The following is a 24,675-nucleotide window of genomic DNA, read 5'->3' as shown; positions in this document are numbered from 1 at the left end:
GCGGCGTGGGTGGCCACGCCGGGTAGCAGCAGTACCCGGACGAAGGCGCCGGCGGCGCCGGCAGCAGCTGCAGCGTTGACGGTAGGGCGCGACACCGTGCCGGTGGCACCGTGCCGCGCTGCGGCCGACGGGCAGGAAAAACCTATCCATCGAGTTTGACAACTAAAAAAGGTTGTCAATGGCTTTTCATGGACTATATTGACTTCTCCGACATCTTTCTCAGGTGATTTGGGGAGTGCATGGGTCGGCAGATCAACATATCCGATATTCGGTACGCCGGTCGCTTCACTCGCGCAGGAGATGTCACTGCGGGTGCGGGCCGCGAGCAACTCATGCTGGGGTGGTAAACGGGGTGTGCCTGGCGATAGGCTGCGCGTTGCATGTTCGTCGCTGGGTACGCCAAGGTAAGTAATGGAGTAAATCATGGCTGAAACAACCAACAGTGCATGGTGCGATGTCATATGCAATCCCTGGGACTGCAGCAGGGAACCGGCATGCGAACATTGCCGTATTGAGGTCGATACGAGATCGCATATGCACCATACTCTTTTACGGCCGCACAAAATGTGCATGTGCGGCCTTGTAGCCGACTGGCAGCTCCCGCTGTACTGGAACAGCGCCCACGCCGAATTTTTCGCGCAGCATGGTCGCCGGCGCCGACTGTTCTACCTCTCGCTCGATGATGTATTTGATTATCGTGCCGACCCGTACAGGCGCACGGAGTTATGGGCGCTGATGCAACATACGCCGCAATTGAACTGGCTGATCCTGACCAAGCGCATTGGCAATGCGGTTGATCTGCTCCCTTTTCATCGAGGCGAGGGAAATCTCAACGTGGGACTTGGCATCAGTGTAGCTAACCAAGAAGAGATCAATCGTGACGTGCCCAAGCTGTTGGCAGCCCCTGCGCAATTGCGCTGGCTCAGCATTGAACCCTTGTTGGAAAACGTCAGTCTGGCCAATATGCTGGCTTTGTCACACAGCATGCTGGCGTTAGATGGTCGTCGTACTTCTATTGATTGGGTCGTAAGCGGCCATGCGCCTGGCGCCGGCGGCTGGCCAATGTCAGCTAGTGCAGTTTACAGCCTGCGCGCAGAATGTGTGGCAGCTGGCATCCCCGTCTTCTTGAGACAATGGGGAGGTACAGCTGAGGATAAGGGAAGATTTGCTCAGAATGAGGCTTGGTTAAAGGTGGCGTGAGATCCGATTGACAGCGACGTCCTCTCGTCCTATTGTTGATATTGAATTTGCTCGTACCTGAGCAACCGCGGTGGGTCAAACTCTTGCAACCCACACGTCCTGGCCAGCATCACCAGGATCAGAGTCTCTGTAGCGCTTCTGCCACCCCGATCGGGAAGACCTCTTCTCGATCCCCTGGGGCTCGGATGGTCTTCCTTTCGCATTTATTAATGGAGATCATCATGGAAACGAATGCAAACACCCAGCTGTATGGCACCAAAAATAGCCCGATTACTGCGGTGCTGGTGACCGATGTCGACGAAAGGATGGAATGTCTGCCTAATGTAGCGGGCATGCGCTGCCTGCTGTTGGAGTTCACCATTTACAGTATGCTCGGCCGCATGAGCCAAGACTATGAGGGCGGCTACTGGGATTTCTATAAGTTGTCGAATGGCGGTTTCTACATGTCACCGCAAACCGATAATACTTTCCGGATGCGTTGCGAAAATATGTTCGAAGGGGAAGTGAACGCCCAGACGGCGGGTCTCATCGCGTGCGCTATGGCGTATAGCCATCTATCTTTTGCCGAGGACGCTGATTGCTTCGGGGAGGCTTATATGTTGCTGTGGCAATACCTCGCCCAGCAATCGAACGCCGCAATAATTTTCGCGGCTTTGGACTAACCGGTACCAGGTCGGCGGATGGTTTCCCTGCCGTAGCCTGGCACGGCTGTGAACATGCAACTGCGGTGGGTCAAACTCTTGCAACCCACACGTCCTGGCCAGCATGGCCGGGATCAGAGTCTCTGTAGCGCTTCTGCCACCCCGATCGGGAAGACCTCTTCTCGATCCCCTGGGGCTCGGATGGTCTTCCTTTCGCTTTTTTTAATGGAGATCATCATGATGACCAATAACAGCCGCAACAATTCTTCGAAAACGCCAAGACCCGTTCCAAGCCGTACCAGTCCGTCCAAAACTGCTGACCCAGTGCGTCGCCCGCCCGGGACGTGCCGGGAGTATCGCTGCTTGTGCAGGGAGTGTCGCTGCTGTTGTGGGCGACGCGCAACCCTCACAGGGATGGTTAATGCTGTGTGTTTGGCAATAGTCCTGTACTGCTTGAATTTACTAAACTTTGGAGGAATCATCATGTCACAAGGAAGTGTGCCTGCAGTTACTGACACCAACCCTGTCATCGCGACCATCAGCAATGCTTACAGACGCCTTCATCAAATTGTAGAACAAAAGGCCATCTCCGATACCGTTTATAGTTTTTTGAAACATACTGGCTTGGAAGTATCGGAAGGTGGCACCGAGGCGTTGTGCGGAATCAAACCGGGGCAGATCATTCGGATTTCGTTTGGAAAAGTTGATCCAGCCTACGCCGACGTTATGCGTGAAATGGCTGCGATGGATAAGTATGCCAAGGAACACAACGCGCCCCAGTATTTGAGTAGCAAACAACCGCGGATTGATTTGGACGCTGCGCAGGAGACATTGAGTCGTGGTGCTTTGCAAGGTAAAAGAACCGTTGGCCACGGTGCGCTACAGGTGAGAGTTCATCGTTAGCGGGTGCAATGCATGCAGGCAAAAGCTGGATAATTAATCCAATCCTTTACCTGGAGAGGTTTCTAATATGGAGGCGAAAAAGCTGGCTTCGATTCATGGGGAATCGAGGTCAGCTTAGTCTAAAGCCTTGCCTGATCCAACTCACGCTAATCATCGATTCACACGCCAGTTTCTTCGATTTTTTTTCCGGACTCGACCCATTCTTTTACCCATTTCGGCTGGCGGCCGCGGCCGCTCCACTGCAGCGTCGGATCGGTCGGGTGGCGGTATTTGACCGCAACTGTTTGCTTCACCTTCGCGGGAGCACCATTTCCGATAAGGTCTTTGAGCGATACGCCTACTCGCTGCGCAATTTCCAGAATTTGCGCGCGCGCGTCGTTGATGTCTTTCTGTTCCCTTATCTTCAATTGTTTCTTGACCTGATCTTGCAGTTCGCGAAGTTCGGAAATAGAGAAATTTTCAAGATTCATGTGTCATGTTCCTAGTGTTAATACAATTGTTAATTTAATCCGTAAGTTACCACATGTCCCAATCGGCCATACTTCATTTTTGCATCCACGAATACGGGTGGCACCGACCCAAGCGCGGGCAGGCATGCTAACTCGCGAGCATGGATGAGTGATAGGGGGCTGAACAAGGCATAATTACCAAAGTCCGCAAAGCTGCCAGTTTACAGCTGTGCCAGGCTTATACTCTAGAGGTAATCAATGCCACGACCAAAACGGAGAATGAGTGCGATCGAGTTTGACGCGATCCAGGTATTATTGCCTGGTATCAGCAAAAAGCGCTGTGCTGTCGCCAGGGCAGCATTGGTCGATGGCGAGACACTGGCCGTCGTTGGTAACAGATTTAACTGCTCACGCCAAGCGGTTAACACGTTGGTCAATATTTTTTGCGACGGCTTGGCGCGCTTTCATGAAGCTCAGCGGGTGATGAATGCTGGTGAGCTGGTGCCTCCAGGCTGGGAACTTGCCACGCTTATCGCGCCAAGTCAGCTGATCAACAAGCTGCGCGCTGAGATCAAAGAACTGCAAAACAGCAGCTAGCCGTCTCTACTGGACTAGTGCTGCGTTGAAGTACATTCTGAATCCGGCATTGGCCAACACCGTTTTGCCGACGCCAAGCAATTCGCCGGTGCGGAAACGGTTTACTGCTCTTCGTCGTCAACCAATTTGTAGCCACATGCCGGGCACGAGATACTGCTATGCAGATCGATGGCGCCGGACTCTGCACTTTCCCATATGCGGTAAAGTGCGCGCTCGTGGGCACAAGCTGGACAGATTTCCTCGAAATGCGAATCCTCCAGCTCCATGCCACCAGGTTCAATGCCTTTGCCGAATACAGTTGTTACCATGATAGTCTCCCAGGCACACTGTTCGTCTGTACATGACGTCAGAATCGGTGCCAATAAAACGTGTGAGAATGGAGCTAGAACTTACGATCATGGCTGCCGTTCCGAAGAATCGCTTTTTGCGCTGATAAAGGGGTTCGGAGGGGGCACTGGCATTACCCAAAGCTTTGGATCCTTCAGCACGACTGCCGCCAACTTGTTTGCCGTCTGTCCCCCTTTTTTCGAAACGTAGAGAGTCCAGACATTTTTCCCTCCAGGCGCAGTGGAATGCCACTGCGCCCGCAGGAGCTCACGCTGAACCCGCATTGCGAAATCGCCCTCGTCTTCCGATGGCGCACTTGCGCTTTGGCCTCCGGTTGCTGTTGCATATAGTCGGAAAATTAGCGGTGATACCAGTGCCATTCCGTATTCGATGAAATGAACTGGTGCGCCAGCTTCGTTGTGCTTCATCGAACCGTCCGCCAGGTTTTGCTGCACCCACTTCATAAAGTCGATGGCCAGCTCCGATGGTTCCCTGGCTCCTTTTTGCTGCAATACAGGGAGCTTTTCAAGAGGCAGCGGAACCGGAAAAGGACGAGCGGACGTCGCTAGAGGCATGTCCTCTTGTCTCCTGGCATGCTGCGGCTTGTCATCTTCAGCACCGTTTTGATTGGCAGAGCCTGTTTCAGACTTACTCCATGCTTCCTGCTGTCGTCGGTCCTTGTCGCGGCGTGCGTTACGGGCTTCGGCTTCGGCCGTATCACGTTCGTCCAAAAGATCGTCGGTGTCTGCTGTCGCCGTTTTTTTGCTGGCCCTGCTATCCCTCGCGACAAACTTTGGCGCTGGCACCTTCTTCGAGTCAACCGGCTTGGCCGGGGAATCAGCGGGCACGGCCACCGCTACACAATCCTCCAACGCGCGCTGGGATTGTGGATCACGATTAGATTTTCCTTGCGATGCCGCTGGTAAGGCTTCAATTGTGCCCGACATCGGTTCTGGGATTTGGGATCGATCGCTCCAAACTTTAGCGACGGGAAAGCACAGAACACTGAGTTCATGACTATAGGCGATGTCGCCGGCCTGGTCTGTGCCAGTCACGATCACACGCCATATCGCCTGCCCAGTTGCCGGATTGATACGGACGTAGCCATATTCTTGCCAAGCGTCGAAAAGGCGATCATTCTTGGCATCGCCGGGAAAGCCGGCGTCATCATTCTCTTCTTGGCGCAGGACAAACTCACGCACGCTGTCGGCCAGCCGCTTTGCAACCAACCATACGCAATCGTCGTACACCCAGCCTGCGGCCCCGTCTCGATTGAGCGGTAGATGGCTGCCCTCCTTGAACATTAAGGTCATGGCCCCCATCAGTCGTTCGATCAGGGGCACGGCCCTGGCAGAATTGAACCTCGCGCGCGAGCCGGTGGCCAGGTTACGGCGTGTTGATTCCTGATCGGCTTTTCGGACAATCTCGTGCAGGGCACCACTGCGTTCGCCGCTCAAGTATTGGTTCAACTCTTGAAGCCCTGCAGGAACGTGTGCCATCGATGCAAGCGTGGCGCCAGGCACTAGCCGTTGAAGCAGCAGGGCGCCGAGTTTGGCGTGGGATTCGTAGTTGCGCTCGCTCTTCTTCTTGAAACCGACGAAGTATTCGGTGGCCTCACAATCGTTTAACGAGCCGGCTGCTGCTGACCAGAGAACAGGTTCGCTGGTTCTTCCCCGCTTCCATTGAATTTTGAGATCCGTCATTGGTTTACCGACGTCGTGCAACAGGGCCGCTAGAAACACTGCATAAGTCCAAAAATCTCTCTGAGCGGCGATGACTTCGGCACTTGCGCCAAGAGGAAGCAAGTAGCCTGTGCGTATAGTTAGCGCGTGCAACACAGTTTCAAGCGTATGGGCCAGTAGACCGCCTGGATTGGCGTGATGGTGAGCTTCGGATGCCGGCAGCAATTGGACGAATTCCGCGAAGTGCAATAGAGCCGGATGAAGGTCGTGCTCAAAGATATCTGGCGCTATGCGGGTGGCGCGGATGATTTTCTTTATGACCTCATCCCCTTCGATGCAGCAGATGAGAGCGCTGGCGGGAAGCACGTTGTACCATCCAGTTTCGGATCCTCGAAACGCGATGCGCACGTGGTTTTCAGGGAGGGCGCTCTGAGGACCGGTACCGGGAATTGCGATGTCCTGCTTTTCATTGCCATGATCGCTGCCTTGGGCTGTTGCTCCGCCGTCCAGATATTGGGAAATATCCCTGAGCATCTGCGCTATTCTTTGCAGTAAAGTCTGTTTGCTAGCCCAGCGAATCTCGACGACGCCGAGCGCTGCGGCAGCACAGATCACCGTGGCGATCGCGAAGGAAATTATCCATCCTGACACAACACCCCCGAGTTGGGACACCGTCACACGAAGCCATTTACCTTGACATAATTTGCCAGAAGATGCCTTCTCACCTCGTCCAGACGCGGATTAACCACCGAGGCTTTCCAGGCTTTCCAATCACCAGGAGGCCCTTGTAGCGACTTGAATTGCCTGAATGTCATCTCAAGCGGGTTCCAGCTTAATATGGGAAATGCTGCGCCAGTCGTGAACCAGGCTGCTCCATACAGCAATATTTGAAGGCTGCACAAATCATCAGCGAACTTCCCTCCTAGAGGTGGACTGCCGTTCAGACTGTATCTTTGCAACAAAGACCGGACCGCTGGTAGTGGATCATCATGCGGAGCGAACACTTCGATTTCTGCGTATGTATCAAGCAAGATTAGTAGCGGATGCATCCACGTGGCCAGGCCAATCGTCCCCAACAATTCGGCAATCTCAAAAATTTGGATTGATCGAGCATCTGAAACAATCGGTGGTGCATTGCGCGATCCTTGTGCGACGAGTAATCGAGAAGTGGGAGGCTCGAATTGCATGTTTCACCAGTATGACGATATAGGGGGATAGCGTTGACTTCATCGTGAAAGGAGACCTCGAAAGGTTCCCTTTTTACTTGTGACGCAAACCAAAGCATGGTAACGCGTGCATGGCCGGGGAGCGCCTTCGATTTTTCCTTCTGTGCCTTGCTTTGCTCCCGCCCACGGGAGCAAAGCTTACCCGTAGGTCGGGTACCGGTAAATCCCTTTGCCGCACGCTGCGGGGTTATAGCAGCGTGCGGCACCCTTTTAGATCAGGCCCTTAACCAGTCAAGCCCTTGCCCGTAATCCGTGCGATGTGCCATTTGGCGCCGTTCCCGGCCTTGCCATTAAAGCATAGCACCACCTTGACAACTAATAAATAGAGGTATGGCATCCCGTGGCGCCATGGCAGTCCAAGTTAGTCGGTCTTGCCTCGTGTGTAGGTGCAAACCCGGCATTCCCCGGCTCTATCAGCCGCGCGGCTATCACATTCTGCCTACCGTGCCAACTATTTAACGGCACAACGTGAGACCGATTTGTCGGCGACGTTGTTGGCGATATTTCCTATGCTGCGACGATCAGATACCCGGTCGACAACGGGAAACTCTGTAGGACTCGGCGATTGGAGCATAGGCAGCGTCCCATGTTTGATGCGCGTGAGCACAAGGCAGTTAAATTCAGGAGGCGTACATGCATCAGCGGCCGGGCGTTTTCAATTCCGTCCTTATCGCCTTGTTACTTGTGACAGGAAACGCGCTGGCCGATACGCCAATGCGGTCCGCCGCCGCTGATGCTGAAAACTCGCTGCAAGGCAGAATGGCCAGGCAATCCAGTGACGGCGAGACGTTGATCAATCGATATACGGCGATATCGCTGCAGCCAAGTGCCGCCGACATTGACCCCATGCGCATCGTCGCTCAAGTAAATTTTCCCAGGATGAACACCAAAACTGTCGGCGAGGCGATTCGCTATCTCCTCATCCGTACCGGATATGACTTAGTCGATGAAAGCCAGCTGGATCCACAGGTTGTGGCACTGCTTGCCAAGCGGCTCCCGGACTCACAACGAACGCTGGGGCCTTACCACGTGGACACAATGCTGACAATCCTGATTGGCCCCGCATTTAAGTTAAGCATGGATCACGCCAGCAGACGAATTTCTTTTCGTCCAGCGGTGCCAAGCGATGCTACTGCCACAGCACCAGGAACCATCGCGCAGCGTAGCAAGCCGGATGCTTCAATCGCGTCCGATGAAACGGGCGACTAGTCCGCATATAGCTAGTGATGGAAAAGGATAGGCCATGACCCAGCCAAATACTACAGCCAATACTGCGGGACCAGCGGCTCCTGCGGGCAGTTCCACCGCTCCAGCAGCTCCTGCCAAAGTGCGGTGGAAAAAACCGCTGTTGTGGGCCGCCACGGCCTGCTGTGGTTTAGTGGCAGTGAAACTAGCGATGAACGGAGCCGCACCTCAAGCGCCTGCAAGACTTCCCGATCCGGTCGCCAGTTCTCAAGTGGTGCCGGTACCCAGCAAGGCTGCGACTGATCGTGCACAAACAGCTACAACCGCAACTGCAACTAACGTGATACCGACCGCGCCAGCCGCAAAAAATTCTGCCTCTTTAGATGCCATTGCGCCGCCATCAGGTGCGGAAAGTGAAGGTGCGCGATACCAACAGACTGATCCGGTGGAGCATGAGCGCTCCAAGGAAATTCTGGAAGCCTTGCAACGCAATGCAGATACGCTCGTCAACCTCGAGCAAAGCGTCGTCGAGCTGAAGGAGCAAATGGCAAAACTGAGCAGCGTGCCGAAGCGGCCGGCCAAAGCAATCTCGGCTGTTGCGCCAACGCGTACCGTGCCGGCACCTTCACGCGCGGATCCTGATTCGGCCCAATTGTTGTCCATTGATCTGTGGGGGGGGAAACCTTCCGTGGTGGTGGGCCGAAAACGTGGTGACGGTGCGGAGGTGACATTTTTGAATGAAGGGGAAAAGCAAGGACGGGTAACTGTCAAGCGAGCCGATGTAGACAGCCAACGCGCGATCTTGGCGACGGACCGTGGCGATGTTGTGTTGAGCAGAGAAGAATAATCTCCACCGAGACGCCTATGAAAACCACTATTCTCTTGTTCCTGTTGGTGGCCGCAAATGTGAGCGCCCAAACATCGTTGAACACGACCATCGCCGCCCGCTCGCAACAGCCGACAGCGGTGTCCCAAATGGAAGCACAGGCAATTGCAATACAGGCTTCGGACCAGATCGCACGACAAGTGTGGGGTCTCACTGCTGATGAGCTCGAACGCGCCAAATTGCTGTTGAAAGGCCCGCGTGCAAGTTTCTCCGTGTCGAATCTTTCACCGGTCGAAGCGTTGGGGATTCACGCTCGCAACGAAGGCGAAAGGCGAAAGTATGCGGAAATGTTTGCGAAAGCAATGCATGAGGATACCGAGCGGGTGCTGGCCTGGACGGCCGCTTACCAAATCGCGATTCAACGCTTGTATCCAAATGAGAAGGTTATTGACTTCTCAGGTTTTCAACCCGGCGACATGTCCAGCGGTACAACTGATGCCGCTAATCTACCGCGTCAAGGCACACGACCAACCCGACGTACAGGTGGGGGAAGGCCGTGACTACCCGACGTAACTTCCTGGCGTTGGGGTTCGCCCCAGTCTTGGGCAACGTGTTTGCCACCGACGCAATCGCCAAAGGAAAATCTCTCGGCCCTGCTCCGATACCGCCTGGATATCTGCATGTGGCCAGGATCAAGCGTGTCCCTGCGAAAGTGCTGTATGCCGTTGCGCTGCAGGAGTCAAAAATGCGCTTCGGAAATATTGCCTTGCCCTACCCGTGGACCCTCAACATTCAAGGCGCGCCGAAGCGGTTCGACACCTACCGCGCCGCTTTCGTTGTTCTGGTCGACTGTTTGCGGATGGGGGTCTTGCTAGTCGATATTGGCCTGTTTCAAATATGCTGGTTCTATCATCGTTCGAAGCTGCACAGTCCGGCCCGTGCACTGAACCCATATTTCAATATGGAAGTCGCCGCGGAGTTGCTGCAATCTCATTTCAAGAAATCCGGAAGCTGGTTTCGTGCTGTCGCCAATTACCATAACGCCGATCCAGTCATTGGATATCCTTATGCCGATTCAGTATTCCGGCATCTTGCTCGCATCCCGTCTATTGCGGGGGGCTATCATGGTTAGGATTTTTTGCGGAATAGTCCTCGCCGCATCCTCTAACTGCCTTGGAACCGCGATTGCAGGTCCACAGGTACTGGCCGATACGGGGCGCACAGTAAGCTCCGTTCAGTACCTGGTGCACGTGCTGGACAGCTCAGATAGCGACACTGAGACACCCCTCGTCTCTTTTCCAGTTCGTGCCGATGGAATGTCCCCTGGCAGGATTGAAGACATTAAACACGTCGTCGGCATGCCCGAATGGCTCACGCGGCCCATCTTTGTCGTAGGGAGCGATCCGCTCTCGACACAATGGCTCCGGGAAAACCATGCTGTGCTGTTGCGCCTTGGCGCTGCAGGCATTGTCGTCTCCGTTGACGCTGTTTCAGCGTTTAAAGCTATGCGTCGCACCAGTTCGCTGCCGATGGTGCCGCATCCCGCGCCGCACCTGATTCGTTTATTGCAAGCCAATGGCATTCACCGCTTCCCGTTGCTGCTCCTCGAGCACGGAGACGTGCTGCAGAACTTGCATGGTCAGGTTCCAGCAGGCCAGTACGTTGGGAGTGAACGATGACCAACCCATCGTACGTGTTGGAGCCATTGCTCCGTCCCAAGGTCGAGTACCAAAGCGCAGCCGTGGCAGCAGCGTGTGGCGCCCTGGCATTATGCGCGCCCTGGGCGTTGATGCTTCCGCCGCGGCTGGGTTATGCAACCGGCACCATAGCGCTTTGCTTCGCTGCAGTCAGGTTCCAACAGGCCCGAAGTATCGCCAAGTACCAATATGGTCTGAAACACTACAAGATCACCTACACGAAGTTGCATCGCATTGCGCGCAGCAAAGACATGCTGTACCTCGGCGAAGGCTTTCTGTGGACCCAGAAGCACACCCAGCGCAAACTCGACGCGAATCGTCCGGAAGCTGATCGATTCGTCAATCCGTCGCGCAAACGTGTGCTGCTTGATCAAGCCGTGCGACGATACGAGCGCTGGGTGTTCTCGGCCAGCGGCAGCCGTAATTCGCCATCTATGTTTCAGAAGGTTGCAGCGCTCACGAAGAGCGACGTGCCGTGGAATCCAGTGCGGCCGCTGATCGATCTCGGCGGCTCACGCGTGTTACATGGCGTGGAACCAAATGAGAAACCGGTGCTGTTGCGGCAAGGAGCGCGAACGGGCCACGTCCTGGTCAAAGGAACGACGAGGGTCGGGAAGACACGGCTGCTCGAATTGTTAGCCACTCAGGACATCCACGACCGCTATGTGGTCATTATTATCGATCCCAAGGGTGACGCCGAGCTGATGATGCGGGTTTACGCCGAAGCATCCAGGGCCCGGCGGCTTGATCACTTGTACCTATTCCATCTCGGTTATCCGGACTTTTCGGCACGCTACAATGGAATTGGCAACTTCGCCAGGATCACCGAAATCGCCACCCGAACGACGAACGGGTTGCCGTCCAGCGGGAATTCGGCCGCGTTCAAGGAATTCTCCTGGCGGTTCACCAATTTGGTAGCGCAAGCGCAAGTTGCGCTTGGCCAAGTTCCCACCTACAACGGCATACTGCGCAACATTACGGACATAGAACCTCTTTTCATCGCATACGCCAAACTGTCGCTAGATCGCGCGGAAAAAGACGGCCGGATCCAAGGCTGGGAAAAAAATGTTGATAACTGCGCAACCGAAATCGCGAAAAGGAAAATTCCTGTACCTCGCTCGCTCCAGGATCGCCAGCCTATCCTGGCGGCAACGATTATTGTAGCTAGAAGATTCCAACAGCAAATCGAGGATCCAATTCTCGATGGGCTGTCGACTGCGGTCAGCTACGAAAAATCGTTCTTCGAAAAGATCATTGCCTCGTTAGGTCCATTCCTGGAAAAACTTACGACCGGTGCGATCGGCAAGTTGATCAGCCCAGATTATTTCAACATGGAGGATCCTCGACCGATCTTTGACTGGATGCAGGTGATCCGCCAGGGAGGTATTGTCTACGCTGGACTCGACGCACTATCCGATCCTGTCATCGCGGGCGCCGTTGGCAATTCGATGCTCGCCGATCTCGTGTCAATTGGGGGAAAAATCTATAAGCATGGGATCGATCCGGACAGAGCCGACGGCAAGATACTGCTTCCGCAAATATGCGGCCACTTCGATGAGGTCGAAGCAATACTTGGAGATGAGTTCATCCCCATGGTGAATCGAATGGGCGGTTCCGGCATGCGCGTGACCGCCTACACTCAGACCGTATCGGATTTACAAGCGAAGTTAAAAGACTCTGCGAAGGCTAAGCAGTTGCTGGGGAACTTCAACCACGTTATCACCTTGCGCACCAAAGACCTTGACAGCGCAAAATTCATCGCTGACCAGGTACCGAAGGTGGAAGTCGCGACCCTCACGCTGGTATCGGGTGTTACCGACAAGGCAGCTGAGGGTGACGGCATCGACTTCATCTCCAACAACCAGGACCGCGTGGCGACAAAAGAGGTACCACTGATCGATGCCGCCGACATCATGCAGTTACCCACCGGGCAGGCGTTTGCGCTTCTTGAGGGCAACCGCCTCTACAAGCTGCGAATCCCGTTGGCCGATCCGGCCGACGACATGCATATCCCTGCCTCGCTGAAAGCCGTTTGTGAAGATATGCGGAGCCGCTATCGCACGTCAGAGCAATGGTGGAAGGAAAATGATTGGTTTGCCGACGCGGAAGTCACGCTTCCGATTGCAACACCTATTTTTGTACCGACTGAGTTAGATACCCAAATGACGCTAGGCCCGGAGAACTCTGCACTTGAAGCAGATATGCCTGTGCTGGCTTCGCTGCGCAATGTCGGCACCGCCGGAACCGCTGGCACGAGTGCGTATGGGGAAGCGCCGGATGATGGTGATGGAGATCAGACATGACAGCTCACTCAGCGAGCGCCAGGACCACTGCCGGTCCGGTCGGACCGGTTAGCAGAGGACCAATAGGCCTCGCCATCGAGATCGTTTTTGGCGGAGCACTGGCGACGATTTTTGCTTGGGGGATAGGTGTCATGATTGCCTATGGCGGCATGCAGACCTCGTGGATGTGGGCTGACAAGGGGATCGATCATGCCCGCGGGCTTGTCGAGGAAAATCTTCGTTTCATCGCCGAATATCCACATTCGGTATTGATCCAAGATACCTTGGCGTTCGAACATAAAGTCATTCAGGCTGTGTCGCGCCCATTCATCGCGATGGGCGTCCTGAAATACTACGAAGCCAGCTTGAAGCCGATTCCTAGCTCAGCCGATAGTCTTGGCAAGACCCTAGCGTTGCTTAAACGGGAGCTTGCCAAGGTCTTCATGGTGGCGATGTACATCGCCATGGACACAGCGATGCGATTGTTCGTTGTCGTGTTCGCGCTACCTTCGTTCCTGCTTGCCTGTTTGCTGGGGATTGTCGATGGTCTGGTGCGCCGCGATCTGCGCCGATGGGGCGGCGGACGCGAATCGAGTTTTGTCTACCACCGAGCAAAAAAAGCGACGGCGTGGTCAATATCGGGTGGCTTCGGGTTCTACCTGGCGTGGCCTTTCGGCGGATTCAACCCGGCGTACATGGTGCTGGTCTTTACGGTGCTGGTAGCAGCTTCGCTGTCCATGTATGTCAGCACTTTCAAAAAATACTTGTGAGGGGGAGGCGTGATGAAAATTCCGTCCGTGCTACAGATAAAGAGATTCAGATCAGTCGCGTTGCTGGTCATATCGATTGCAATGACCGCCGCCCCTGTCTCGCATGCCGACGAAGATGCTGAGCGGGAGAATCTGGCGAGGATCAGCTATGAGTTGATTCAGCTGCAAAGAATGATCAGCGATGCCGCTAAAGGAGCGGAGACCAGTGGCGGGGCGCGCTTTCGGTATGACTTGCTCGCGCGTGATTTGCGGCTGATTCGTGCAGGTGTGGAAGACCACTTACAACGGCCACGCCAGCCGCAACGTGTGCAACCGCTAGCGGGCGATTACAGAAACTAGGAAGCGGATTAAGAGGCCTCCACCATGACCGGTTCTATGCGTATCGCTTTCGACGCCGCATCAGGCGGCACTGCGTCAGGCGTGGCCTTGGTCATTAGCCTCGCATTTGTATCTATTCTCGTTGTCTGGGGGGCGAACGCCGTCCGCATGCTGCTCATCGAAGTAATGCATCACCCCAAGTTGTTTGTCCGCAATAGCTGGCTGGTTATGCGGATCGTAATAATTTTGATGCTGTTTATCTATCTTTTGAAGTGAACGTGCTGGGCCAATTGGAATCCAGTCACGAGCATCCGATTGGTGCTAAACGCGGTGGCGCCGATGTTTTTAACGACCGCGAATTCTTTGATGTCACTAGGCCAGAAGCAAAAGACGGTGCGACGCCTGGCGCTTTTTTGGCTCTTATTAGGGGGGTTATATGTCGTACGTGAAAAAAATGAGGGCGGTATTAACCGATGTTCGTCCGGTTACCAGCGTGAATCGCCGCGGCATCGCCGCAATGTTGTTGTTACTTGCTGCGGCGTTTGTGGCAGCGCCGGCAATGGCAGATCTGCCTGCGGCCGTACCGCCCACAGGCGGTGCCAATGCCGGGGACTACACGCTGCTGCTGCGTCAATACTGGAAGTCAGGTGTTGCCGTCCTCGTGCTGTTGGTGGGTACCTGGGCGTTTATCGAAGTCGGCGGGGGAGGCATCGCAAAATTTAACGAGTGGCGAAGAGGCAAGGTCGAGTTGGGCGAACTGAAATGGTACTTCCTAATCGGTGCCGTGATGTTGGTCTTGGTGATTTACCTGCTGACGACTGCCAACGGCATTCTCTGACTTCGTTAATCGACGCGACCCTGGGCTTTATCATGGACGATATTTCTGACAGCGCACAAATGGACACGACCCGTGTCCACGCACCACTAACCGATAGAGCAAATCGGGAGCCTGCCATCTTGCGCGGATTTACGTCCTCCGAGGCACAAATGGCCATTTTTATCGTGATGCCGATTTATGCGGTGATTGGCCTGGTTATCGCACTGGCGACGAAAATGTGGGCGCTGGGGGTGCTGGTCGCATCGCTGGCGCCCATGCTCACTGTGTGGACAGTGGCCGGCTGGATAGCAAAGGTAAAGCGCAACAAGCCCGACTATTATTATCAACACCACTTCAAACGGTGGCTCGCAAAGAATGGACTAGTAAAAAGTCGCTTCATCGACCACGATGGCTTCTGGGAGATTGGACGGGAGGTGCCTTTTCCACGGCGTTCGGCGAAGGGTAGTCGTTCTATTCAATCCGTCACAAGGGTCGGAGTCTAGCCATGGCACGCTATACGGACGCCCTGGCGCAGGCTAACTGGTACATCAAGTGCCTGCTCGGGGTGGTTGCCGCGTCCGTTACTGTGGCGGCCATGGCTTTGTTCGGCTGGCGCAGCGCCGAGCGGGATGTCACGGTGCATATCCCGCCCGATCTGACGACGGGAGCACAGATCAAAGTGGGCCGGAAGGAAGTACCGCCCTCGAATGTGTACCTGTTCGCCTTTTACATATGGCAGCAGCTCAATCGCTGGAGCTTGAACGGGCAACAGGATTATGGCAGCCAGATCTACAAACTGCAGGCGTTTTTCACGCCGGCGTGCCAGCAACAGCTGATCAACGATATGACAACGCGTGCGGGTCAAGGGGAGCTTGACCAGCGCACGCGCTCCGTCATGGAAATTCCCGGACTGGGCTATCGGGATGGGCGGGTTCTTGCTCATGCTGACGGGTCATGGAACGTACTGCTTGACACTCAGATCATCGAATCCTCGCGCGGCGTGCCTGTAAAGGACGCCTTTGTGCGCTATCCGCTCCATGTGGTGCGCTATGACATTGATCGCGAACTCAATCCATGGCAGCTGGCGATCGACTGCTATTCCGCGCAAAAAAAGCCGGAGCGGCTTGATCCAGATGCGGTGGCTGTGGCGATGAAGGGTAATCGTGCTGTGGTGCAGAACAGCGACGCGTATGCGAACCGTAGCTTCGCTGACGGTGGTGTGCCGCAATCACCAGGGACGATGACAATTCAGCCTTTGCCACCCTCCGCCATTTCCGGTCCGCAGCGCACACCGACTCCTCAGGATTTGGCGCCGGCGACGTTGCCGCGCGCTCCCCGATAATTGAAAGAGAGAATGGCATGAATGGTCGACTTTTTTCAACGATAGGGGTGCTGGTGCTATTTCAGCTATCTGCAGCCCATATGGTACATGCGCAGTCCGGAACTGGCAGTATTCCTACGTTGGAGTTGGGAGAAGTGGGAACGCAAGCTGTCGAACCTAGCGCTGCTGTAACTGCCCCTTCTAGCTCGGCTGTGAAGCCAAGCGGCAGAAAACTGGTACCAGAATCGCGCCCAGGTATCACAGCGTCGGAAAAGTCTGCGGGAGCGAGCTCGAATCCTACGCCAGCCAAACCAAAAGACGCTCGACAAATTAAAGGGATAGAACAGAGCGCCAACACAAAGCCGGAGCGCATCGAATTCAAGCGTCATCCATTGAGGATCTCGCTGGGAAACACCGAAAGGCTGGTCACGTTCCCAAATCCGGTGGCGGTCTCGCTGCCATCCGGTGCGGAAGCTGACGTTGATATGCAGATTATCGGACGGACTGCGTATTTTTCGATGTTGACACCACGCACTGCGCCCATCCGGGCGCTGGTGGATGATCTTGTAACCGGACAAGCAATTCCTTTGGACTTGCTAAATGTGGGCAATGTCGACGGGCTAAGTTCCGAGGTCGAGGTACATTATGAGAATCAGCCCCCGGTAGACCAACAGCAGGGGGATCGCGAGGAAGAGCAAGCACCTGTACTCGATATGGTTCAACTGACGCGGTACGCGGCGCAGACTGTGTACGCGCCCCGGCGACTCAAACCGTCTACAGACGGTGTGCGTAGCATACCAATGGATAGCAAAAGCATTGAAGGACTGTTTCGGGGCGTGCGCACTAGAGGTCGTCCGCTCGGCCAATGGCGCTCGGGGGATCTATATGTCACGGCCGTTCAGGTAGTCAACCTGGAGGGGCGTTCCGTCTCGTTGGACCTTGAGCAAATCAGGGGCCGTTGGGTCGCTGCGGCCCTGCAGCATCATCGCGTCCTGGCATCAGGATCCGACTACGACAGCACCACGCTGTACCTGGTCTGCGGCCAGCCGTTCCATTCATGCAGATGAGGTGATACTGTGCCAGCGATAACCCAGAGCAAGCTCACACCGATCTTCACCATTTGCGCGGTGCTAATCGTGGCATACGTCCTGTTTGCTCGATATGGCGGCGGACAATCAGCAGCTGTCAAAGTGGCGGATCCGTTACCGGCCGTACCGGTGGCACCTGGTGATGAGGCGCCTGCGAGTTCGGGTGGGCTATTTGGTGTGGGGGCGCTGTCGCCGGCGCCGCGCCGTGCGGATGCGGATAGTCCAAGCGAGACCCTGAAGACAGTTACAGCAAGCAACAATGAGTTGCGCGACAAGGTGCAAAAGGTCATTGAAGCCAACGATCTGTTGAAGCAGGAAAACGCAAGGCTACAAAACAATCAGGCGACTATTGTTGCCGAGGTGACCGAGCGGGTCTTGGCCGAACAGCGATTGCACGCTAAGCCGGCGCCGGAAGCTGGGGATAGCGAGCAACCTGGACAATCGAAGCCAGGGAAGCAATCGCCAACGGCAATAGGAGGCATTGTGGACGCGGCCACTGGGGGATATTCGACGATGGTGAACTCGCTGGGTTCAACCAATCCCAAGGGTATCCCAACTGGCCTGGGCTACGATGATTCCCGCACAACTGACGTAAGTAGCGCCTCGAACGGTAGGGCCAGTGCCACTTATACGAGGCACCTACCAGTGGGCTATAAGGAAGCGAAGGCGGGTGACGGCACAGTAGCTATCATGGATTCGATGGGACGCCCAGTGCGCCAAGGCGCGCCAACTCAGACGACCATCGATCCAGTTGCAGGCACAGCTCGCGCTGCCTCCAGAAATCAAGATAAGCACACGTCGCGTCCCTTTTACACCATTCCCGAGAATGCCACCATGACCAAGGTCACTCTAATGACCGCGCTGGTGGGACGTGTGCCGATTGACGGCAAGGTTCATGATCCGATGCAATTCAAACTCCTGATCGGAAGGGATAATTTGGCCGCCAATGGCCATCGCGTGCCTGATGCGGTAGCTGGCATCGTGATGTCCGGTATCGCGATTGGCGATATGGCGTTGAGCTGCTCGGAAGGGCTGATCCAGTCCCTCACGTTTGTGTTTGACGACGGCACCATTAAAACTGTGTCTATGAAAAGAGATGGGGCGACTCCGACTCTTGGCGGAACGGGTGGTGGTCAGGCAACTCAGTCGGTCACACAATCGAACAAGTTAGCCTGGATTTCAGATGAATACGGTAACCCTTGTGTCAGCGGAAAATTTGTTACGAATGCTCCGTCCTATCTTGCCGACATGGTAACGATGAAGACGCTGAGCATCGCCGCCCAAGCGACTGCACTGGCGGAGACCACGACCGCAGAAAATGCATTTGGCTCGACCACAGCTGTGACCGGCAACAAAGGCACTTATGTGCTCGGCCAGGCAGCCGGTTCCGGTGTCAATGAAGTGAGCAACTGGATCATGCGGCGATTGAACAATTCGTTCGACGCGGTGGTGACGCCGGCCGGTGGGCGCCTGGTAGTCCATTTCGAGCAGGAAATAGCGATCGATAAGGCGTCTGATGGGCGCAAACTTGATTTCGGTAACAGTGAGGCGCCCGCTGGTGCCCGTCAATTGTTGGACTGACCGGGAGGTTCCACTATGAAGCTGACTTCAATTATGGCCCTGCCTGTTATTGCTGGCATTGTATCGCTACAGGGCTGCTCGGTGTCTGGTCCGCGAGAGAGCCCATTGCCGAGAAACGGACCGAAGATGATCGACATTTATGAGCGGCACGTAGAGGAGAATAGCGGCCGTGCCTCATCTGCTCAATCGGAGCTGCCACGTCGCCCGTATGACGAACCTGCGCGCGAAAATGGCTCCGACGTCGGCCTGGTCGGCGCAATGTACAGCCGCTTTGCCCGGCTACCGAATCCGGATATCGAGATGTATGTGTATCCGCATCTCGCGAAGGGGAAATACCCTGTTCCCGGATATGTGACGGTCTTTCCGATGTTCGAATCGGTCCAGTATGCCCTGCCCGGGGAAGTCGCACCCAGTGCGCTTGCTGCGTCACGCCGGATGGGTGGGACCGATCCGGCGGCGCAGACTCCAGATTCTCACTGACGTTGACCGTTTTTTTGGGGGGTATATGTTTGCATGGCGAGAAGCGAAGGCGTCCCGTGGGGTGGAAGAGCTCGCGGATGTGCGGAACGGGAGTGCGCGCGAAGGCGCTGGGGAACAGCTCCTGACAACGGCGAAGCGCAGGCAGATGGCAAACCGATCGCCTTCGTTTACAGAATTGTTGCCGTGGCGCGACTATGAGCCATCAACACAAGTGTTCGAGCTAAACGATGGTATCAGTGTGGGCGCGCTTTTCGAACTGACTCCGATACCGACCGAGGCTCAGGCCGAGACGATGCTCAAGGAGTATTGCCGCAAGGTCCAGGCTGCATTGCAAACCCTCCCGGAATCCGGGACACCAGACTGGATTGTTCAATTTTTCGTCAACGACGACCGCAATATTGAGCAACTCAAGGACGATCTGGAAGCATATATTGATGAGGTTCATGCCGCCAACCCCGTTCGTGGGAAGGCTATCAAAGAGTCCAAACTGACCCAGGCCGTGCTGTATGAGTATGCCCTGCACGTTGCCAACGTCTCCCAGGATGGCGGCCTGTTCGAAGATACCCAGGTATCCGGACATGTCTGGCGGGGTCAGATTAGGCGGGTGAGGTGCTGCCTGTACCGAGTCTATCCGAATGGCTATATCACTGTACCTGGGGTCGAGTCGCCGTCCGACGTGCTTAATCGAGCGGCCGATAGTCTCGTGGCCAACCTAGAGGAGGCTGGCGCGCGGATGCGTCGATGCGGGGGAATTGATCTGTACGAATGGCTGCTTCCGTTCTTTAACCGCAGCGGCAGATATGGCACGACTGCCGAACTATTGAGAGCATTTCCTTATCCCGGCGATGCGTCATCCCAACCTGACGGCGAAGCTCCAATCTTTGGGCGCGACTTCGCAACCTTTCTCAATCTCAGCTTGCCGGAATCGGACCCCGTTTGGGGGGGCTTCAAGTTCGACGGCGTGTTGATGAAAGCACTCACGCTGCAGCAGATCACCTCCAATCCCGAGGTGGGTCATCTGACTGCAGAAAGGAAGCACGCGAAGCATCTGTTCGCCCGCTTTGACCGGATGCCTGAGAATGCCATGTTGTCGATGACGATCATGATCACCCCCCAGGACGTGGTCCGCGACCAGGTGGAACGCATCCGTGATCGCTCGAAAGCGAAAAGTCCCGATGCTGAAAAGACCTCAGATGAGTGTAATAAGATTTTACGGCACATGCAAACGGGGGACTGGCTTTTGCCCACTTTTACGGTGCTGTACCTCTCCGGGACCAGCGAGAAAGCGCTACGCAAGGATATTGCAGCAGTCAATGCCCGGATGGGAACCTCGGGTTTTCGCTTCATCGAACCTGCACATGATCTGACCTCACTCGATGCCTTTGTTCGGGGCTTGCCTATGTGCTTCGACCCGCAATTCGACGCGAAGTACATGAAGCGCACACGGTTCCTCTTTGCATCTCAGATCGCTGCCATGTCGCCGGTGTACGGACGGCAAAGGGGCACCGGACATCCCGGCTTTCCGTTCTGGAATCGAGGTGGAGAGCCGCTTTGGATAGACCCGCTGAATCCACTAGACCGAAAAAAAAATGCTCACATGCTCACCTTGGGGCCGACGGGCGCCGGCAAATCGGCCACGTTGAATTTTCTGGCACTGTTCCAAATGGCTATTCACCGGCCTCGGTTGACAATCGCGGATGCGGGAAAATCGTTCCAATTGCTCAAGGACTACTTTAGGACGATGGGCTTGACCACGCACTCCGTCGAGCTCACACCCAACAACGATGTCTCGCTTCCACCGTTTGCCATGGGCGCCAAGCTAGTCAGGGATCCGGAAACCATCGCCGCTTACGCCGCCGCGAGGACGTCCGCAGACGTCGCCAGGCAGCTCGAAGAGAGGATAGAACAAAGCTTGATGGACGGCCCGCCGGACCATGGGGAGGATGCTGCCGGGCGCTCCTCAATGGACCAGGACGACGAAAAACGGGATTTCCTTGGGGAGATGACCATCGCCGCGATCATGATGATCACCGGTGGCGAACCGAGGGAGATTGAGCGCATGACGCGTGCAGATCGATACGTCGTGAGCCGCGCGATCATCGCCGCATCGATGGAGGCACAGAAAGGTGGCAAACCGCATCCCCTCACACAAGACGTGGCCAAGGCACTCATGGACATGAATCAGGATGGGACGCTGCCGCACGAGCGGCGCGAGCGTGCCTACCACATGGGCGAGTCGATGATGGTCTACACGATGGACCTAAGAGGCAAGCTCTTTAATAGATACGGACAACAGTGGCCGGATGCTGACGTCACCCTGGTGGAACTGGGCACGCTTGTCAAGGACGGATACGAAGACGCTCTGGCTGTCGCCTACACGGGCCTGCTAGACCACGTGCACGCCAACGGTGAGGCCCATCAGCACGAGGGGCGGCCCCATATTTTCCTGACGGACGAAGGCCATCTAATCACTACAAATCCGCTGCTAGGACCAAAAATTGTGAAGGGTACGAAGATGTGGCGAAAGCTGGACCTTTGGTTCTGGCTCGCCACGCAAGATATGAAGGACTTCCCGGAATCGATGAGCCGGGTGCTGAACATGTGCGAATTCTGGTTGCTCTTGACCATGGAAGCGGAAGAGGTGAAGCAAGTGTCGCGGTTCAAGTCGCTCACTGAAGAGGAGCGACTGTTGATGCTGTCGACGCGTAAGGAGCCACCTAAGTACACCGAAGGAGTGCTACTCAGTAGTACGCATAAGGGGCTGTTCCGGAACGTTCCGCCCCCCTTAGCTATTGCACTGGCGATGACAGAAGGGCACGAGAAAGCGTGGCGCCAGCGGATTATGAATCAATTTGGGATTACGGAATTGGAGGCGGCAGTACGCATCGCGCGTGAGCTTGCCGTACGTGCAACATGAGCATGTAGCGCGGCGATACGTAAAGGACAACGAGATGAACAGGAACAGGTCTGATCTGTGGACCGGCATTGGCAATGCAATTGTGCGTACCAAGGGACACTTACCGATTGTGATCGTGGAGCGAGAAGAGTCGAGGTTCAGGGCGGCATTAGCGGCGCATTTCATCGGCAAAGCGTTGGCCGATCACGACACCCGACGTGCATGTCAGTCCTACGTGAGCATGTTTGGGCACCCGCATCTCCCAGCCGACATTGTCAGTGGTGGGAGACGAAGTTCGTTGGCCGATCTGGCTAGCGTTCCGCTTGGAGCGCTGTATGGGGTGGAGCTGATCGCGATAGATGGGCCGGAAAGTATGTTGGTCACCATGCCGGCCAGGCTTAAGCGTTTCATCAATTGCTGTGCGCAGCGTGCGGAGACGGTGGTGATACTGACGGAAAGTGCAAAGCGTCTTGTCGACGCCGGGATCGACGGCACGCTGATGATTGTTGGGGCGAGTACCGATCAGAGACTTCTTGCCCGGTCAAAAAATAGCAGTGGAATGGTGTCGGAAATCCAGCTGGCAGCGCTTATACGGTTATGTCATAAGCGAAAAGGGGATAGCAATGATGACCAATAGTCTGATAGCGGTTTTTTTATTAGCAGCTGCGACCAATACGGTAGTAGTGCCAGGAACTCGACTCACGAACACACATCCCGCGAATGTGGTGATTGAGCGCCCATCGATTGGCATAAATAGCTCGCGCCCAGTAACAACTGTGGAAGTCTTTTCGAACTCAGCAATCTATCTCACCAATATCCGCGATGCGCGCGTGTATGTACTGGACGCGATGGAAGCGCTCGATAGTGAGCTTTCCGCTGGATTGCCAGGGAACGAGCTGGAGGCACAGAGCATTTTGCGCCAGCGCCTGCACGCCCTTGGCGCAGCGGCGCTTGCCCGCCGAACCAAGTCGGCTGCCGAAGGTATCGTTCAAGCGGCCCGGTACGGTGTTGACCGTATTCCCGCCGTGGTTATCAATGGTGAGGCAGTGATCTATGGCGAGACTGATATCGATCTGGCGCGTAGCATTTTTCAGCATAGCAGTCGGCAATAGTTAGAAGGGGGGAGCAAGTGAATACTTTAATACAGGTATTCCTGACAGCTTTGGCGCTGCCTGGAGCATGTGCCTGGGCGCAAACCAATACCGCAGACATCGTGGCTAACACCCTCAAGGCCGTACCTGCATGCAGCAACTACAGGGTGGCGGGCGCTTGCTTTTGGCTAAAGTGTGAAGCATTTCCACCGCATTGCCGCGTGATCAGTAATGTGAGAATCTCCCATTTTTCACCCGAGGTCGTTGTCAGCACCTGGCATGATGCGGCGAGCCATCCCTGGGCCGATTATGGCCGGACGGTCACGAAGGCGGTAGGCGGAGTCGCCTCCGGCCTCGTTGGCATGGCAACCGATTCCGCTGGCAGCAGATTTTCTGGTGAGCGAACCGACCGCAATATCCTCTATCGTGATGCCGATGCCATCGGTAACCCTACGTCGATGATCGGTCTGGGTAACTCGGCAAGCCAGAACAGTGCAGGCGTTTTAGCGCCGGCAATACCGGATGAGAGCGAGCTGAGAAAATTTTTGCGAAACCCGCGCGTCAGTAATCGTAGTGATACTGCTACTGCGGCCGCCTCATCGGATATTGAAGCACTGCGACGCGGGGCGGACATTTATACCCGCGGTGCGGCGGCAGTTGCGCAAGTGCGTCAGACACTGGCATCCGGCGCGCCGACGTCCACCGCTCCTGCCGACAGCCTGGCGCGTGCCGCGGGGTTTGCGGCACCGGCCGCCGCAAGCGGTTTGATGTGTCCATCGACGTCGAAGGGTCTGATGGTGCATTTTCATTCCTATCTAGATGCGTTGGTATGGCGCGGCATCGTGCCGGCCGAGCTGTTATACCCGTCGACGTATCTGCCCGGGGTGCAAGAAGTTGGCAGCTCTGGCCTCAACACTTGGGGGAGCCTGTACCCACGCGTGGGCGCGGTGACGCAGCAAATACCAATGAAGGGTGCTGCGGTTTTGGCCCAACGGGTGGCAAACATTATTTCTCAGTCGGCGCAACCGCATGTGTACGCAGCGCTCTCATCGGACTCGGGATACCGGTACTTCGGACTCGGGCCAGTGCTTCCCAACGATTCTAAAGACTCGAAATGGCAGCGGCTGTATCCACATCCTTCCGCGACCTGCGAAGTGTTCGGTACCAATGACGCCTTGTCGCTGACCACTTGGGGCGATGGTCAAAGCTCGTCCGAAGAGGCCTATAGCTGGAATCTATGGCGGCGCCTGGAATGCTGCAAGGTAGAAGGCATCTTTATCGGATCGATCGCATTTTGA

Annotated in this window: 28 protein-coding genes; 23 read left to right on the top strand and 5 right to left on the bottom strand. The window is 55.6% G+C overall.

Translation table 11 applies throughout. The features are described from left to right. The coding region (locus tag CSQ92_RS29250) for a hypothetical protein (protein ID WP_218964100.1) at positions 1 to 461 on the bottom strand (461 nt) is incomplete at its 3' end. Between CSQ92_RS29250 and CSQ92_RS28005 the strand changes: the two genes are divergently transcribed. From CSQ92_RS28005 to CSQ92_RS27990, 3 genes are all read left to right on the top strand, one after another. Then, a complete protein-coding gene (locus CSQ92_RS28005) occupies positions 424 to 1,200 on the top strand; it encodes a DUF5131 family protein (protein WP_099396022.1) in 777 nt (258 codons plus the stop codon). The two genes, CSQ92_RS29250 and CSQ92_RS28005, sit on opposite strands and share 38 nt — an antisense overlap. 221 nt (positions 1,201 to 1,421) lie before the next feature. After that, positions 1,422 to 1,862 carry an antirestriction protein gene (locus tag CSQ92_RS28000; RefSeq protein WP_180277138.1) on the top strand — a complete coding sequence of 147 codons (441 nt, stop codon included), beginning with the start codon at positions 1,422 to 1,424 and terminating at the stop codon, positions 1,860 to 1,862. A gap of 462 nt (positions 1,863 to 2,324) precedes the next feature. Next, positions 2,325 to 2,744, top strand: a complete 420-nt coding sequence (locus tag CSQ92_RS27990; RefSeq protein WP_099396019.1) for a hypothetical protein — start codon at positions 2,325 to 2,327, stop codon at positions 2,742 to 2,744. Positions 2,745 to 2,902: 158 nt separating this feature from the next. Here the strand turns inward: CSQ92_RS27990 and CSQ92_RS27985 are convergent, their stop codons facing one another. After that, a complete protein-coding gene (locus tag CSQ92_RS27985) occupies positions 2,903 to 3,214 on the bottom strand; it encodes an H-NS histone family protein (RefSeq protein WP_099396018.1) in 312 nt (103 codons plus the stop codon). A gap of 258 nt (positions 3,215 to 3,472) precedes the next feature. Between CSQ92_RS27985 and CSQ92_RS27980 the strand changes: the two genes are divergently transcribed. Beyond that, positions 3,473 to 3,790, top strand: coding sequence for a hypothetical protein (locus CSQ92_RS27980; RefSeq protein WP_099396017.1), 318 nt, complete (start codon positions 3,473 to 3,475; stop codon positions 3,788 to 3,790). A 101-nt stretch (positions 3,791 to 3,891) separates the two neighbouring features. Here CSQ92_RS27980 and CSQ92_RS28950 read toward each other — a convergent pair whose 3' ends face one another. The 3 genes from CSQ92_RS28950 to CSQ92_RS28945 all read right to left on the bottom strand — a co-directional run bounded on the left by CSQ92_RS28950 (position 3,892) and on the right by CSQ92_RS28945 (position 6,986). Next, entirely contained in the window at positions 3,892 to 4,098 is a 207-nt protein-coding gene (locus CSQ92_RS28950) for a hypothetical protein (RefSeq protein WP_143450459.1), read from the bottom strand. Positions 4,099 to 4,185: 87 nt separating this feature from the next. Continuing rightward, entirely contained in the window at positions 4,186 to 6,477 is a 2,292-nt protein-coding gene (gene mobH, locus CSQ92_RS27975) for a MobH family relaxase (RefSeq protein WP_099396016.1), read from the bottom strand. Beyond that, positions 6,474 to 6,986 (bottom strand): hypothetical protein, encoded by a 513-nt coding sequence (locus tag CSQ92_RS28945; protein ID WP_143450458.1) that lies wholly within the window; start codon positions 6,984 to 6,986, stop codon positions 6,474 to 6,476. Before CSQ92_RS28945 ends, mobH begins: the two co-directional genes overlap by 4 nt. A gap of 672 nt (positions 6,987 to 7,658) precedes the next feature. Here CSQ92_RS28945 and pilL2 point away from each other — a divergent pair. The 19 genes from pilL2 (at position 7,659) to CSQ92_RS27885 (ending at position 24,675) form a co-directional block, all read left to right on the top strand. Further along, on the top strand, positions 7,659 to 8,234 hold the full coding sequence (gene pilL2 / locus CSQ92_RS27970) for a PFGI-1 class ICE element type IV pilus protein PilL2 (protein ID WP_099396015.1): 576 nt from the start codon (positions 7,659 to 7,661) through the stop codon (positions 8,232 to 8,234). Between the two features lie 34 nt (positions 8,235 to 8,268). After that, entirely contained in the window at positions 8,269 to 9,057 is a 789-nt protein-coding gene (locus CSQ92_RS28940) for a hypothetical protein (RefSeq protein ID WP_143450457.1), read from the top strand. A 17-nt stretch (positions 9,058 to 9,074) separates the two neighbouring features. Then, entirely contained in the window at positions 9,075 to 9,596 is a 522-nt protein-coding gene (locus CSQ92_RS27965) for a hypothetical protein (RefSeq protein ID WP_099396014.1), read from the top strand. Continuing rightward, positions 9,593 to 10,168: a transglycosylase SLT domain-containing protein gene (locus CSQ92_RS27960; protein ID WP_099396013.1), complete on the top strand. Its 576-nt coding sequence runs from the start codon at positions 9,593 to 9,595 to the stop codon at positions 10,166 to 10,168. The genes CSQ92_RS27965 and CSQ92_RS27960 overlap by 4 nt, the downstream gene beginning before the upstream one ends. After that, entirely contained in the window at positions 10,104 to 10,715 is a 612-nt protein-coding gene (locus CSQ92_RS27955) for a PFL_4695 family integrating conjugative element protein (RefSeq protein ID WP_099396012.1), read from the top strand. The genes CSQ92_RS27960 and CSQ92_RS27955 overlap by 65 nt, the downstream gene beginning before the upstream one ends. Next, positions 10,712 to 13,036: a type IV conjugative transfer system coupling protein TraD gene (traD, locus tag CSQ92_RS27950; protein WP_099396011.1), complete on the top strand. Its 2,325-nt coding sequence runs from the start codon at positions 10,712 to 10,714 to the stop codon at positions 13,034 to 13,036. Before CSQ92_RS27955 ends, traD begins: the two co-directional genes overlap by 4 nt. Beyond that, the gene (locus CSQ92_RS27945; protein WP_099396010.1) at positions 13,033 to 13,785 is read left to right on the top strand and encodes a TIGR03747 family integrating conjugative element membrane protein; all 753 of its coding nucleotides are present in this window, start codon (positions 13,033 to 13,035) and stop codon (positions 13,783 to 13,785) included. The genes traD and CSQ92_RS27945 overlap by 4 nt, the downstream gene beginning before the upstream one ends. A gap of 12 nt (positions 13,786 to 13,797) precedes the next feature. Next, positions 13,798 to 14,124 carry an integrative conjugative element protein, RAQPRD family gene (locus CSQ92_RS27940; protein WP_099396009.1) on the top strand — a complete coding sequence of 109 codons (327 nt, stop codon included), beginning with the start codon at positions 13,798 to 13,800 and terminating at the stop codon, positions 14,122 to 14,124. Positions 14,125 to 14,148: 24 nt separating this feature from the next. Then, positions 14,149 to 14,379 carry a hypothetical protein gene (locus CSQ92_RS27935; protein WP_143450456.1) on the top strand — a complete coding sequence of 77 codons (231 nt, stop codon included), beginning with the start codon at positions 14,149 to 14,151 and terminating at the stop codon, positions 14,377 to 14,379. A gap of 160 nt (positions 14,380 to 14,539) precedes the next feature. Next, entirely contained in the window at positions 14,540 to 14,941 is a 402-nt protein-coding gene (locus CSQ92_RS27930) for a TIGR03745 family integrating conjugative element membrane protein (protein ID WP_099396007.1), read from the top strand. Between the two features lie 32 nt (positions 14,942 to 14,973). Then, entirely contained in the window at positions 14,974 to 15,423 is a 450-nt protein-coding gene (locus CSQ92_RS27925; RefSeq protein WP_180277137.1) for a TIGR03750 family conjugal transfer protein, read from the top strand. Between the two features lie 2 nt (positions 15,424 to 15,425). Then, positions 15,426 to 16,262: a PFL_4703 family integrating conjugative element protein gene (locus CSQ92_RS27920; protein WP_099396005.1), complete on the top strand. Its 837-nt coding sequence runs from the start codon at positions 15,426 to 15,428 to the stop codon at positions 16,260 to 16,262. Positions 16,263 to 16,279: 17 nt separating this feature from the next. Beyond that, positions 16,280 to 17,308 carry a TIGR03749 family integrating conjugative element protein gene (locus tag CSQ92_RS27915; RefSeq protein ID WP_099396004.1) on the top strand — a complete coding sequence of 343 codons (1,029 nt, stop codon included), beginning with the start codon at positions 16,280 to 16,282 and terminating at the stop codon, positions 17,306 to 17,308. 9 nt (positions 17,309 to 17,317) lie between these two features. After that, the gene (locus CSQ92_RS27910; protein ID WP_099396003.1) at positions 17,318 to 18,910 is read left to right on the top strand and encodes a TIGR03752 family integrating conjugative element protein; all 1,593 of its coding nucleotides are present in this window, start codon (positions 17,318 to 17,320) and stop codon (positions 18,908 to 18,910) included. Positions 18,911 to 18,925: 15 nt separating this feature from the next. Further along, a complete protein-coding gene (locus CSQ92_RS27905; protein ID WP_099396002.1) occupies positions 18,926 to 19,390 on the top strand; it encodes a TIGR03751 family conjugal transfer lipoprotein in 465 nt (154 codons plus the stop codon). A gap of 25 nt (positions 19,391 to 19,415) precedes the next feature. Next, positions 19,416 to 22,307: a conjugative transfer ATPase gene (locus CSQ92_RS27900; protein WP_099396001.1), complete on the top strand. Its 2,892-nt coding sequence runs from the start codon at positions 19,416 to 19,418 to the stop codon at positions 22,305 to 22,307. A gap of 34 nt (positions 22,308 to 22,341) precedes the next feature. Continuing rightward, complete coding sequence (locus CSQ92_RS27895) at positions 22,342 to 22,923, top strand: hypothetical protein (protein ID WP_099396000.1); 582 nt, start codon at positions 22,342 to 22,344, stop codon at positions 22,921 to 22,923. Then, positions 22,910 to 23,398, top strand: a complete 489-nt coding sequence (locus CSQ92_RS27890) for a TIGR03757 family integrating conjugative element protein (RefSeq protein ID WP_099395999.1) — start codon at positions 22,910 to 22,912, stop codon at positions 23,396 to 23,398. The genes CSQ92_RS27895 and CSQ92_RS27890 overlap by 14 nt, the downstream gene beginning before the upstream one ends. A 17-nt stretch (positions 23,399 to 23,415) precedes the next feature. Further along, positions 23,416 to 24,675 carry a TraU family protein gene (locus CSQ92_RS27885; RefSeq protein WP_143450455.1) on the top strand — a complete coding sequence of 420 codons (1,260 nt, stop codon included), beginning with the start codon at positions 23,416 to 23,418 and terminating at the stop codon, positions 24,673 to 24,675.

This window comes from Janthinobacterium sp. BJB446, assembly GCF_002735655.1.
Taxonomy (GTDB): Bacteria; Pseudomonadota; Gammaproteobacteria; order Burkholderiales; family Burkholderiaceae_D; genus Janthinobacterium; species Janthinobacterium lividum.
Note: the sequence above shows the minus strand (reverse complement) of the source record. Positions and strands in the feature narration are given on the sequence as shown.